This window comes from Nocardia wallacei (assembly GCF_014466955.1).
GTDB classification, from domain to species: Bacteria; Actinomycetota; Actinomycetes; order Mycobacteriales; family Mycobacteriaceae; genus Nocardia; species Nocardia wallacei.
Genome location: NZ_AP023396.1, coordinates 4,454,722 through 4,467,758 on the forward strand (window position 1 = coordinate 4,454,722; position 13,037 = coordinate 4,467,758).

The window sequence follows — 13,037 nt, forward strand, 5'->3', positions numbered from 1 at the left end:
CGCCGCTGTCGCGCCGCCACCGGATACGTCGCCGACGACTCCTCCGACCGGTGCAGTCTTCGATCGGCAGACTGTGGTACTGGATACCGATCTGCTGTTCGATCCCGACGCTGTCACCAATCTCATCGCCGCCGCGCGAACGATCCAGCATCTCGTGGTGGTCACGGCCGACGAAGTCGGCGGATGGCGCGCACGAGCTGCGCGCGGCGTGCTCGATGCGATCGGCCGCACCGACGTCCCCGTGATCGAGGGAGTCGACCTCGGCAACGACCAGCTGATCCTCGACCCCCAGACCCGCGACGAACTCCCGCAACCGCCCAAGATCGACCTCGTCGACGGCATCCGCGGCATCTGCGACAACACCAGCGAACAGGTGATCTGGGTGGGGTGCGGGCCGATGACCAACCTCGCCGAAATCCTGGAATCCACACCGGATCTCGCCGAACAGCTGCTGGTCACCCAAATGGGCGGATGGCTCGACCCCACCCGATACCGCAACCCCGACAAAGCCTCACACAACCTCCGCATCGACGAACGATCCGCCGGCGTGGCGCTGCGGATGTGTCACCACCTGCGACTGGTACTCAGCGAACACACCGGAGTCCCGCAAACGCGGATCACCCGAGACTCGCTGCTGTACAAGCAATTCGCCGCACCAGACGCACCAGCATGGGCGACCATGGCCGCTGCGAACTTCGACGGCTGGTTCACCCACCGCACCGGCAGCTGGATGCGCGACCCGCTGACACTCGCCGCAATCCTGCAGATGCCGTTCATCACCTTCGGCGAGGAACGAATACGAATCGAGCGGGACGTCCGCCTCTACCGCGACCCTCACGGCCGGACCATCCCGGTCAGCGAAACCGTCGACTACCCGGCCTTCATGAACTGGCTCACCGACACCGTATGCCCATGACCACACCGACCGTGCCGACCCCGGAATCCGAACGCGCAGTCACACCCGAACCGGGAGCCGCCATCCATGTTCACTGAACGAGGAGAACGCCCCGGCCAGGAATGCGCGGATGCCGACCGCCGGATACTCGATCACATCCAACTCCGATACCTCGTCGAGCGAAAACCATTGCACCGCAGAACACTTCTCCGGCTCGAGGTTGGCCGGTTCACCAGCCCAGCGGACGGCATGAAGGAAAACTCCGAGCCGCGGCTCAGGTCCCGACTCGGCGACATGAGCGACATGAACAACACGCAGGTCAACCGGATCGATGATCACACCGACCTCTTCATGGGCTTCCCGGGCCGCGGCATGGGTGATCGGCTCGTCTTTATCGAGCTTGCCCGAGGGCAGATGCCAGCGTCCGGCGAACACATCGCCTCCCGCCCGGCGCGTGAGCAGCAGCCGGTCATCGGCATCGGTGAGCAGAACGTGCACATCGATCAAGTGGCGATCCGCCATCGCAGGCAACTCCTGAAGTGCTCGGTGGTCGCGCGAAAGACTACGCCGCCCGACCACCCGACACCGCACCAGCGAAGCGTGTCGCGACTCCGCGCGCCGACCACCAGACAACGAAAACCGACAAACCGGTGTGCACCTGGCGCGGATGCCGATCGTGTTCGTCGCCGATGGGCCGGATATGCCGACCCGGCTGGATTCCCGGCCCAGGTGCCGAGACCGCCGACTACCGAGGCTTCCGGCGCTGGCTGCCCGCCCTGCTCGGTTTGTCCTGCACCTGGCGTCACCCCTGACCCCGTCTACCTCTTCCCGGAAGGAGCTGCACCATCGTGGACCTCAGAACGGGCTTTCCCCATTCGGCCCGCATGTACGACTACTTTCTCGGCGGCAAGGACAATTACGAGGTCGACCGTGACCAGGCCGCTCAGGTGGAAAGGGTGTTTCCGTCCGTGCGGCTGGCCGCCCGCCACAACCGTGGGTTCATGCATCGGGCCACGAAATACCTTGCCCACGCGGGGGTCCGGCGGTTCCTCGACATCGGCACCGGCATCCCCACCGAGCCGAATCTGCACCAGATCGCCCAGCAGATCCACCCCGACGCCCGCATCGTCTACGTCGACAACGACCCGATGGTGCTCGCCCACGCCCGCGCCCTCATGACCAGCACACCGGAAGGCACCACCGCCTACCTCCACGCCGACGTCACCGAGCCCGACCAGATCCTCACCGCCGCCGCGGTGAGAAACCTGCTCCGAGACGAGAAACCGATTGCGGTCAGCTCGATCGCGCTGCTGCACTTCGTCCCCGACGAGTTCAAGCCCTACGACATCGTCGCCACGTTGCTCGACGCCGTCCCCTCCGGCAGCTATCTCGTGATCTCTCATGCCACACCGGATTTCGACCGCGAGAGCTTCGACAAGGTCCAGGACATCTACCGCAGCGGCGAGATCCCCTGCCAATTCCGCAGCCGCGAGGAAATCAGCAGGTTCTTCACCGGACTCGACCTCGTGGACCCGGGCGTGGTGCCGCTGCCCCGGTGGCGGCCCGACCTGATCGCCGTTGACGACCCCGACGACGACACCCTCACGACCCTGGACGCCAAGGTCGGCTGCTACGCCGCCATCGGCAGAAAACCATGACGTCGCTCCAATCCATTGCTACTGAAGGGAAAGACATGTCCATGTCCCCGGTGGTCGTTGCGCCCGGCCTGGTGCTGGACGAGACCCTGTACGAGGTGGCTGCGGAGGGCGTGCTGCACCACACGCCCGACCGCGCGCCGCTGACCTGGGAAACGTTCACGAGCCCGCGCCGATGGTGGATCATCCCGGACACCGACTGTCTCGGCTTTAGGGCTGAGCTGACCCTGCACGCCGACCGGGCCCGCACCATCCGGCTCAACCGCTGGTACCGGCCGACACACCGCCACAATCGCACAAGCAGTGGGAAAGCGGTCCGTGTGTTGTGCTGTCATGGTCGTGTCGGGTTACACGGATATCGTTGTGCCGGTGGGGGTTTGTCGGGAGAAAGGAAATGTCTGTGATGGGTGACGATGATCAGCTCGGTTTCGCGATCGAGTTCGATGAGAAGACGCAGGCTTTTCTCGAGTGGGTCGAGCCTGCCCTGATGGAATCGAAAGTGCGGGCGTTTCTCACCGACACGGTTCCCGGTATCGCCGATTATGCGTCGGATGCGTGGTGGGCCTCGCCGCTGCTGGTGCGCATCCTCGAAGCCGCGGTCGACCGGTTCGGGGACTGGGCGGGGTTCCTGTCGCCGGACCAGCGCGAGTGCGCCGACCAGCTGGTGCGGTTCCTGGGCGAATGCTGCCTGCGGCAGCACCCCGGCATGGCGTGGGCGAACCGGCCTGCTGACGCTGCCTGCCCGCCGCTGTATGCCGATTTCGGGCCCGTCGTGCATTTCCCGGAATCGGGCGCGGGGGAAGCTCCGGTGTCACTGGCAGAAGAACTGTTCATGAAGAACTACGGCCCGCGCATGGTCGAGTACAGCATTCAGAAGGCCGGGACCGCCGTGTAACCGGCGGAAACGGAAAAAACGGGGGGTGTGTCGTGCCGGACGACTACGATGCTGCACGCCGGAATCTGTCGAACTATGAGCGGGGACTGTACTTCGAACTCGGGCGAGCGCACATCCGCGGCGAGACGCCGGAGAAGGGATGGGTGCGCCAGTTCGAGATCAACGTCGGCGGCAATATACGGCGCCTGGATTCGGCTCGCACCGAGGGCAGAGGCGTCCGGAGCAGGGAACGGAAATCCGGGCGGGTCCACGAACGCGAAACTCTGGAACAGCTGCGCCGCGAACGGGCCGCGCTGCGGACCGGGCAGCTGACGCAGAGCGGATGGGAAACCGTCGCCGGGGAGAAGGTCCCGCGCACCGTCCGCGACGAACTCCAGCAGATGGCCCGCGACTTCCCCGGCAGATTCCACCACGAAGTGATCTCCCGAGCCGACGCGCTACGCGCCCTCGAACTCGGCAGAAGCCTCGCGGCCCAGCAGCTGGAACTGGTCCGCAGCTATCAACTGTCCCGCGCCGACCGCGCCCGCAAACGACTCGCCAACATCCGCGAAATCGTCCGCCAGCGAGAAGTACAAGCCAAGGAAGACCGCGCCAGGACCGAACGGGAAGCGCGAGAAGCCCGGCAGCGAGTGGAACGCGAAGCAGCCGAACGGGTGATCCGCGAGTTCCGCCTGCCGGAGGTGCTGCGCCGCGACCGCGAGGAGAAGGACGCCGGACGGGTTCAGGCGCGGGAGGCAGCCGACGAGGCCGCTGCGCAGGCGCGAGCGCGGCTCGCTCAGGAAGCGGTGGACAAAGCCGAACGTCAGCGGCAACGCGACGCCGCCAAGCGGCTCGCCGCATTCCGGCAGCAAGCTCGCGAGGCCGCCGCGGCCGGCCGGGTGGTCCGTGGCGGTCCCGAGATCGCCGACTTGCTCATCGTCGGGCGTGCCACACCCGGCGCCGAGCCACTCCACCGCGAGCCACCACACGCCGGATCCAGCCGCGGCGGACGCGACGAACGCGGACGAGAACGCGGAATCGAACGCACCCGCGACTGACATCCGGGCCTGCCTTGTCACCGACCCGTATCCGACATCGTCTCCGCCGCAGCGGCAGCCGAAGCGAGGCCGCCGTCGTTGGTGCGGAATATTCTGTCCCGCAGTCGATCTCCCTGATTGCCGGTATCGTACTGACGTGTCCTCGAAGCGATGGCTGCGCGGCATCCTCTCCCCCCGTCCTGGTCGTCGGGCCCCAGCCCGGCGCGAGACGATGCTGCCGCCGCCCGACCGAGCCGCCGGTCGCCGTTGTGGTGGTGTCGCGGTGCTCATCGACGCCGACAATGTGGCTCCGGGGAAGATCGGCGCGGTGCTCGCCGCGGTGACCCGCGACCACGGACCGATACGGATCAAACGGGCTTACGGCGATTTCGACCGCCCGCACCTGGCGGGATGGCGGCACGCGGTGCTCGCCCACGCGATCCGCCGCATCGACGCCATCGCCTTCTCACCAGGCAAGAACTGCTCCGACCATGTGCTGATCGCCGACGCGATCCACCTGGCACACACCACCGACCTGCAAACAGTCGTCCTGGTCACCAGCGACGCCGACTTCACCGACCTGGCCATCCGGCTCCGCGAATACGGCCTGCATGTCTACGGCATCGGAGAACGCAAAACCTCCGCACCATTCCGCAACGCCTGCGACCACTTCACCACCATCGACGACCTCGCCCCACCCACACCACCCCAACACCCCTTCCCGACGCCCGCCCACGCCGCGACCACACCACCGGCGACGACCACGCCGCCCACGCACACCACCAAGACGAAAACCACGCGGACCGGCAACGCTACGGGCCTGTCGGCCAGCGCCACCGAGCAACTGCGCGCGCTCGTGACCAAAGCCGCCGACAAACAAGGCTGGGCAAACCTGTCGACTGTGTGCCTGCGCCTGCACAACAACCCCGCCCTCAAAACCACCCTCAACGGCGAACTCGGCAACAGACCCGGCCGGTACCTCAAACAATGCGGCCTGTTCGAAGTCACCGAACGCCCCGGCGCCGGAACATTCCTCCGCAACAAACCAAACCACCCATAAACCCAGCACGACGCGCTGGTCGCGTCAACTTCCGCAGTGTGCGGGCCGAACTTCTCAACGACGCACGCCGGGTCGGCTCGGCGGTGTCTGCGGTCCGGGGACGCATGAGGTCGCGGTGTTCCCCCAAATCTCTTGAGGGAAGTCAAGGCCGGGCGGGCCGTCCGCCGATGCCCAACCCAAGGCGGCCCGTCCGGTCGACTGACTCTGGACAAGACCACTACGTCGATATGCACGCTGAGGCGAGCCCGCATGTCGCGCATCGCCATTCATCGGTACAACATCGGAGTGCTCCGCTCTCGACCACGAGGCCAAGGTCCTTGGGAGCACCATCGATAAGGCGGGGCCTTCACGGTAGTGGTTTATCGTAGGCTGTCTCGACACGCCGAGGCGACACGCGACAGCGTGAACTGGTCGAATGTAGTAAATCCGCGAAATCCATTCGTCGCGGCTATTCTGTCTCCTGCCGGAGGCCAGGTTATTGGCGTCCGCGCACATCCTCAGGGTCATCCGCTGACGCAGTTTGCGAGGACACGGCCCCAGAGAGGGGGTGAGATGACGAGGAGAACGAAAGGAGGAGCAGCGAGAGTGCAGAGAGCCTCGGCGGTAATTTCGGTCACCGCCGAGATTCCCTATCGCTATGCACTCATGCTGGTCAGGTGGACGACATTTGCGATCTTGCTGCATAGTCTCCTCTGACCATGGGCGCGGTCACTGTGTCCGCAGTGGCCGCGCTTCTGCACGGTTCCGGAGCATCCAATGTATCTAAATCCTCCGTGCGAGGATGCTAGCATTCTGCAGTTCGGTAAATCCAGCTTTCCAGCTTTCCGCGATTCGCAGATTCCACTGCGCTGCATGGCGGGCAAGTGCAGTTCTCCTTGCATACGGCCCCGTTCTCTCGACTCGGAACAACCTGGGGCGCCTCGCCCGCCAGAAACGGAGCAACAGCCATTACGATTCGAATCTATGTTCGAGACCTGGCCTGACGAGTTCACCCCATCGCTTCGCCGAGTGGTCGACCCTCCGATGCCCGTCCTCGTCGATCTGTCCAAAGCCATCCCCACCGTCGCGCCGAACGGGTTCGGGCGCGATCGCGTACCGATGCGCGTGAAAGTCGGCGGTCTCTAGCCAGTCGATTGTTGTTGTTGTGATTCCGGGGCCGAGTACAGCTGTCCGTGGCTACGGTGTCTCCTCGTGCTCATCCCTCCTCGCTGGCAGGTGTTCTGGTGCGATACAGATTGTGCGACAGTGGATTTCGATGCGGATCCGGTGTTGGCTGGGCTGCCGTCGTTGGCTCAGTGGGCTCAACGTCACGGCACCCGGGCGCGCCAACCACTGTTGTTGCATTCCGACGGCCGGTACGCCGCAGAGGTGAACGAGTTCTTCGCTTCTGCGCGGATGCGTAGTTCAGCCGAGGAGACGCGTCGGAAGTACGTCACGGAACTGGCGACGTGGTTGGGGTTCCTGGACGCGATCGGGTGTGCGTGGAGCGAGGCCGGTCCTGGCGAGATTGATGCGTTCAAGTTCTGGCGGATGACCGACGAGGCGAACCCGAGGCGGGTCGCGGGCGGCACAGTCCGGTCCGGGTTGGTGGCGATCAGAGCGTTCTACACCTGGGCTGAGCGGCGATACGGGGTGACCAACCCGGTGGCCATGACTCAGATCCGCCGTGGACGCGGCGTGGTCGAGGGATTTCAGGCCACGCCGCGAATCGTGCGGGATCGAGATGTGAAGTGGCTGGACCCCGGCGGTTACCGGCGGTGGCGAGATGTCGGTCTGCGCGGGTTGGACTTGGCGGGGCGCGAGGTCGCGTCGTGGCGGGGCCGGAATTCACAGCGCGACTGCGCGTTTGCCGAGGGCCTGTACGGGACGGGACTGCGGTTGCGTGAATGGGCGAGCGTGCTGCAGGTCGAGTTGCCTGTCGATGATTCAGCGCGGGGGTTCTTCGCGTGCAGGCTGGCGGCGGCGTGCGGGAAAGGCGGCTGGGGCCGGCAATTCTGGATGCCGCGCCACACTCTTTCGGATGTATCGGCCTATACCGAGGGCGAGAGGGCTGCTGCGGTGCGCCGGGCCCAGGTGGCTGGCCGCTACGAGCGGATCGCTGAACGTCGAATCATGGTGCGGCTGTTGGGGGCTCGCCGGGTGGAATTGCGTGATGGCGCGGGCAGGTCGTCGTCTGCATCCTTGGATGGTCTGGCTCCGCGAGCACGGCGCCGACTGTTCATAGAGGGCCCCGGTGGGTTGATACCGGCGGCGTTGTGGCTGAACGAAGACGGCCTGCCGCGGGAAGTTCACGGTTGGCAGCACACATTCACCACCGCCAATCGTCGCGTGGCCCAGGCGGGGTTGGTCGGTTTGGCTGCGACCGCGCATATGCTGCGGCACTCATTCGCGCTGCGCTGGTTTTCGGTGGGCCGGCTGGTGTATGAGCGGCGTTTCGCTCATCTGGATGCCGCGGAGCTGCGCGATTTCCGAGCCCAGTTCGGCGACACCTGGTACTTCGTGATGACTCTGTTGGGTCACCGCAATGTCGCTACGACCATGAACACCTACCTGGAGCCGTTCCGGGATCTGGACATCACGCTGTTGATCGAGCACACCCGAGGCGCGGCGATCGAGGGGCTGCTGGCGGAATTGTTGCGGCATCACCCGCAAGTCCTGACCGATCCTCTGGCCGATCGGAAAATGCAATGAGCGAGTTTGGACGCCGGGCGGCGCTGCCGAGATCCGGGTACACGACACCGCCGCGCCGAGACCCATTCGGCAACAACCCTTTACGGGTGCAGGTCTTTCCCGAACGCGGTGGCCGCGGGGTCGAATTCGATCTGTCCGAACTCCCGGGGGCCGAGGCGATATTGGGTTGGTTTGCCGAGGCTCTGGCCGGTGCATCCGGGCCCAGCGGCGGTTATCGCACGGTGAGTTCTGTGCGGACGTTGTGGCGGGTGATCCGCTCGTTCACCGCCTACCTGACCACCCTGGACACGGTGCCGGTATCGCCGCAGCAGCTTCGTGGATTTCATTGGGACGCGTACCTTCTGACGCAATTGCCCGGCTCGCGACGTGGGGTGGCCAGCGGTATGCGGTCTCTGATGCGATTCGCTCGCGACGCCCCAGAGGATTTCGTCGTTCGGATCCAGCGCAATTCGATGGGCAGAGCGCAGGGGGCGAAGCTCCCCAGCTACACCACCGGTGAGTTCGCGCGGATCACGAACGCGGCCAAAACTGATGTGCGCCGGTGTGTGCGACGGATCCGTTCCGGGCGCGCTCTGTTGTCGGCATGGCGGGACGGACAGATTGACCGCGACACCGACTTATGGCGGTGGGAGCAGGGGTGGCTTCTCGACCACATCGATCGGCACGACCGTGTCCCGCGCCATCCCAGCGGTTCCAGGCACGGAAAGTCGACCCGCCATGGTGGCACCGCGGTGTTGTTCGCCGAGCTGTATCCGACGCCTCGCGATCTGGCGGCCGCGGCCACGTTGTTGATCTGCCTGACCGGGCACAACCTGTCCACTGTGGTGGAAATGCCAGCCGCTCATCACCGCCCCGACGGCGACGCCGGCGCCACTCGCACCGCGATCGTCGAGGTGATCAAGCCTCGCCGCGGCCGCAGCCTCGCATCGATGAGCGTCGCGATGCGCGAAACCAGTAGTGATGCGAGCGAGCAGGTCGATGTGTCATCGCCGTTCGCGGTCTACCAGCTGCTCACCGAGGTGTGCGGACCCGTGCGCGAACGGGCGAACAGCGACCTGCTCTTCGCCTACTTCACTCCCAAACGCGGGATGCTGTTCCTACCGGGCCTGCGCCGTCACGCGGTCGGTGAATGGTCGCGTGTGCGCCGATTGCCGAGCGACACCGTCGATCCCGTCACCGGCGAACCCGAGATGCTGGTGATAGATACACGGCGGCTGCGCATGACGTGGCTGCAGTTGCACCAGACCCCGGTTGCTCACACCGAAGCGACGCTGGCCAACGACTACCTCGCCCGCGATCGCGGCAACCTGCTGGAGTACCAGCAGGTCGTCGCTTCCACGCTGGCCGAGCAAGTCGATGCCGCCCGCCGCGTCGCCCTGATGCGGACATTGACCGTCGAACAGCTCACCCGCGCGCCCACCGATCCGGACACGGTGGCAGCCGAAGTCGGCGTATCGACGCAGGTGCTCGCGCAATTGGTCGGTGGGCACCTGGACACCGTACTGAACGGCTGCGTCGACAACACCCACAGCCCGCACACACCAGCTGGGCAGGCGTGCACCGCATCGTTTCTGCTGTGTTTGTCGTGCCCGTGCGCGCGGGCCACTCCGGCGCATCTTCCGGTACTCGTGGCCACCCACGACCGGCTGCGCGAGCAGGCAGCGGCGATGACACCGTTGCGGTGGGCCGAGCGGTTCGCCCGGCCGGTCGCGCAACTGGCCGACATCATCGCCCGCTTCCCAGCGGCCATGATCGAAGATGCCCGCGCCGAGATAGGGCCCGACCAGCAGCAGCTGGTAGACCGGTTGCTGTCGCGATCGCTGGATCTGCGGTGAGCGCGCCCGAATCCTGGCCTGAGTTCGCGCTCCGTCCCGACGCGGCCACAGCGGTGCTGGTGAACCGCCCGCTGCGTCCGGGCACCGATATCGCCTCGATGTCGGTGTTCGGCGACGACCGGTGGGTGCTGACTCCGGCGGTGCTGCATCCGCACGCCGATGCCGCCTCGCTGGGTTTCACCGCAGTCCATCCCGCGTTCCGCGATGTGCTGAAGTTGTTGTGCTGGCTGATGATCAACCATGACGGCGATGCGGCGCTGGTCAACACGCTGCGAACGCGTCGGCCTGCGATCATGACCTTGACGACCGGTTTCCGGTTTCTGCGCGCATTCACGGACTGGTTGGCCGCGCGGGGTCGTACATGCTTCAGTGAGGTGACCGCCCTCGACCTCGATGCCTACCTGGCCGATGTGAAGGCGATCGAGACCACCCACAGTGATCGAGAAGACCTACTCGCCGCGGTGATCAAAATTTGGGCCTACCGAGGACTGCTCGATCAACGCGACCGGCTGCCCGCGGCACAGCCGTGGGGTGGCGAGCGTGTGCAGCACCTACTCGAATGCCGGCGCGGCACCGAATCGACCATCGCGCGCATCCCACCGGAGACGATGAATGCACTTCTGGCATGGTCGCTGCGGCTGGTCGAGGACTTGGCCACCGACATCACCGCGGCACTGCACGAGTGTCAGCGCCTGCAGGCCCGAACGCGAACCCCAGCCACGGATCGGGCCCGCTATCAGCGCCGTCCTGGTGAGGTCGTCGAGGACCTACGGACGGTGATCCGCGCCCACGGCCGCCTCGGCGTCGCGTTGCCGGGTCTGCGAACACCCAGCGGTGCGTTGGTGTGCAATATCAACTATTTGGCACGCCTGCTCGACACCTCTCCGGAATCGTTGCGCCGCAACGCCTGCCAGGACCTGCTCCGCAACTGCGGGCTGACGATCCGGGAGGGATCGGCTCTGTTGCTGGCGCCGACCGGGTTGATCGATGGCCGTCGTTGGCGGGAGCTGCCTATCGACGAGGGCGAAGTCCGGCTGCTGGCCCGGTGCCTGGTCGGTGCGTGTTTCGTGGTCATCGGATACCTGTCGGGCATGAGGCCCGGGGAGATCTTGTCGCTGGAGCGCGGCTGCCTCGAGCGTGACCGGGCCTCGGGACTGCTGCTGGTGCGCGGGCGGCAGTGGAAGGGCGTGCGTGACGACCAGGGGGTGCACGTGCCCGAGGGCCGGATACGGCCGGATCCGTGGGTCGTGGCCGAACCGGTCGCGACCGCGATCACCGTTCTGGAGAACCTGCACACCGAGAGGTTGTTGTTCCCGAATCGGCTCGGCGCGCGCCCGCAGAAAACCAATACGGGCACCAGCAGATTCCGAGATGGCAAGGCGCGCACCAGTTCCCACATCAACAGTGATATCGCAGCCCTGATCGACTGGACCGACGACTACTGTCGAAGCGAGGGCCGCGACGACCCGATCCCGCCGGACTCGGCGCATCCGGAGATCACCGCCCGTCGTTTTCGCCGGACCCTGGCCTGGTTCATTGCCCGAGCCCCGAGGGCTGGTCGCCGCCGCTATCCAGTACGGCCACCTCAAGATCCAGATGACCCTCGGCTACGCGGGAACCTATGCTTCCGGATTCCCCGACGACCTCGCCTTCGAGGAATGGCTGACCCGCCTGGACACCCTCGCCGACGCCCACGAGCACTTGCAGTCCGGCGAGCACGTGAGCGGGCCAGCAGCCGACCGCTACCGCCAGCACATCGAATCCGCGCCGCGCTTCGCCGGACATGTCTTGCGCACAACCCGGGATGCCCGCACGCTCCTGGCCAACCCGGCTCTGCAGATTTTCCCCGGACAGGGAATGACGTGTGTGCTCGATCCCCGCCGTGCCGTGTGCCGACTGGCCAGCGACGACACCACAACCCGGGTCACCCCCGATCTGTCGGACTGCCGACCGAACTGTGTCAACGTCGCTCGCACCGACCGCGATATCGACGCCGTGCGAGCCGACGCCGCCCGCCTACGCGTGCTCGTCGCCGACCCGCTCGCGCCACCGGTCCGTGCTGCTCGCGAACGAGCCGAACTCAACCGGCTCCTGCGCATCATCGCCGACCACGACAACCGGCAACCGGACCGCCGTGTCTGACCGCGACGGTGAACGCGCGGCGATCCGCGCTGCCATGGAACGGTTGCTCACCGGCACTGCATACCGTTCCACCGGTGCGCTGAGCATCATGCAACTGGCCGCCGAGGCCGGGGTCAAACGCTGGCTGCTCACCCACAAGCACACTGACCTGGCTCAGGAATTCCGTCACCGCGCCCGCGGTGACACCGATGCGCCCACCGTGCTGCACCGACTCGAACAACGCGCCCGCACCGCAGAAGAGTCCAATCGGGTACTCCAAGAGCAGAATTCCCAGCTGCGAGCCCAGCTGGCCGTTTACGCCCAGGTGATCCACGAGCTACGCTCCGAGCGCACTCGTGAGACCGATCGCGCCAGACTCGAAGCCGTGAAATGGCCGGTTGAGTAGCGGCTCGACCGGCGTACTCGTCGACGCCGGTCGAGCCACCGGACAGGTCAGGTTCGCGCGGGCAGGAGTTCGGTGATGAGTTGTTCGATGCGGCCGCGAATTTCGTCGCGGATGAGTCGGACGGCGTCGATGCCGAGGCCGGCGGGGTCGTCGAGTTTCCAGTCGCGGTAGTCGACGCCGGGGAAGTAGGGGCAGTTGTCGCCGCAGCCCATGGTGATGACGACGTCACTGCTCTGCACGGTGTCGGGGGTGAGGATTTTCGGGGTTTGGGCGGTGATGTCGATACCGACTTCGGCCATGGCTTCGATGGCGGCGGGGTTGATTCGGCCGCCGGGTTCGGTTCCGGCGGAGCGGACCTTGATGCGGTCACCGGCGAGGTGGGTGAGGAAGCCTTGGGCCATTTGGGAGCGTCCGGCGTTGTGGACGCACACGAACAGCACGCTGGGGGTGGATGCCATGACGG

Annotated in this window: 13 protein-coding genes; 11 read left to right on the plus strand and 2 right to left on the minus strand. The window is 65.9% G+C overall.

Annotated elements, in window-relative coordinates; all coding sequences use genetic code 11:
• Positions 1-73 precede the first annotated feature (73 nt).
• The gene (locus NWFMUON74_RS19600; RefSeq protein ID WP_187683314.1) at positions 74-916 is read left to right on the plus strand and encodes a nucleoside hydrolase; all 843 of its coding nucleotides are present in this window, start codon (positions 74-76) and stop codon (positions 914-916) included.
• A 39-nt stretch (positions 917-955) separates the two neighbouring features.
• On the opposite strand, the gene NWFMUON74_RS19605 is transcribed toward NWFMUON74_RS19600, so the two are convergent.
• The gene (locus NWFMUON74_RS19605) at positions 956-1,417 is read right to left on the minus strand and encodes an NUDIX domain-containing protein (protein ID WP_187683315.1); all 462 of its coding nucleotides are present in this window, start codon (positions 1,415-1,417) and stop codon (positions 956-958) included.
• A gap of 326 nt (positions 1,418-1,743) precedes the next feature.
• On the opposite strand from NWFMUON74_RS19605, the gene NWFMUON74_RS19610 reads away from it, so the two are divergent.
• From NWFMUON74_RS19610 to NWFMUON74_RS19655, 10 genes are all read left to right on the plus strand, one after another.
• Entirely contained in the window at positions 1,744-2,553 is an 810-nt protein-coding gene (locus NWFMUON74_RS19610; RefSeq protein ID WP_232110455.1) for an SAM-dependent methyltransferase, read from the plus strand.
• Between the two features lie 35 nt (positions 2,554-2,588).
• Complete coding sequence (locus tag NWFMUON74_RS19615) at positions 2,589-2,954, plus strand: hypothetical protein (RefSeq protein WP_187683316.1); 366 nt, start codon at positions 2,589-2,591, stop codon at positions 2,952-2,954.
• Positions 2,954-3,445: a hypothetical protein gene (locus NWFMUON74_RS19620; protein WP_187683317.1), complete on the plus strand. Its 492-nt coding sequence runs from the start codon at positions 2,954-2,956 to the stop codon at positions 3,443-3,445. Before NWFMUON74_RS19615 ends, NWFMUON74_RS19620 begins: the two co-directional genes overlap by 1 nt.
• A 32-nt stretch (positions 3,446-3,477) precedes the next feature.
• Complete coding sequence (locus NWFMUON74_RS19625; RefSeq protein WP_187683318.1) at positions 3,478-4,482, plus strand: hypothetical protein; 1,005 nt, start codon at positions 3,478-3,480, stop codon at positions 4,480-4,482.
• 136 nt (positions 4,483-4,618) lie between these two features.
• Positions 4,619-5,521: an NYN domain-containing protein gene (locus tag NWFMUON74_RS19630; RefSeq protein ID WP_187683319.1), complete on the plus strand. Its 903-nt coding sequence runs from the start codon at positions 4,619-4,621 to the stop codon at positions 5,519-5,521.
• A gap of 963 nt (positions 5,522-6,484) precedes the next feature.
• A complete protein-coding gene (locus NWFMUON74_RS19635) occupies positions 6,485-6,646 on the plus strand; it encodes a hypothetical protein (RefSeq protein WP_187683320.1) in 162 nt (53 codons plus the stop codon).
• Positions 6,647-6,766: 120 nt separating this feature from the next.
• Positions 6,767-8,212, plus strand: coding sequence for a site-specific integrase (locus NWFMUON74_RS36200; RefSeq protein WP_187683321.1), 1,446 nt, complete (start codon positions 6,767-6,769; stop codon positions 8,210-8,212).
• Positions 8,209-10,047: a hypothetical protein gene (locus NWFMUON74_RS19645; protein WP_187683322.1), complete on the plus strand. Its 1,839-nt coding sequence runs from the start codon at positions 8,209-8,211 to the stop codon at positions 10,045-10,047. The genes NWFMUON74_RS36200 and NWFMUON74_RS19645 overlap by 4 nt, the downstream gene beginning before the upstream one ends.
• Before the next feature lie 1,536 nt (positions 10,048-11,583).
• The gene (locus tag NWFMUON74_RS36205; protein WP_232110456.1) at positions 11,584-12,189 is read left to right on the plus strand and encodes a hypothetical protein; all 606 of its coding nucleotides are present in this window, start codon (positions 11,584-11,586) and stop codon (positions 12,187-12,189) included.
• Entirely contained in the window at positions 12,182-12,574 is a 393-nt protein-coding gene (locus NWFMUON74_RS19655; protein WP_232110457.1) for a hypothetical protein, read from the plus strand. Before NWFMUON74_RS36205 ends, NWFMUON74_RS19655 begins: the two co-directional genes overlap by 8 nt.
• A 47-nt stretch (positions 12,575-12,621) precedes the next feature.
• Here the strand turns inward: NWFMUON74_RS19655 and NWFMUON74_RS19660 are convergent, their stop codons facing one another.
• Entirely contained in the window at positions 12,622-13,032 is a 411-nt protein-coding gene (locus NWFMUON74_RS19660; RefSeq protein WP_187683324.1) for an arsenate reductase ArsC, read from the minus strand.
• Between the last annotated feature and the right edge of the window lie 5 nt (positions 13,033-13,037).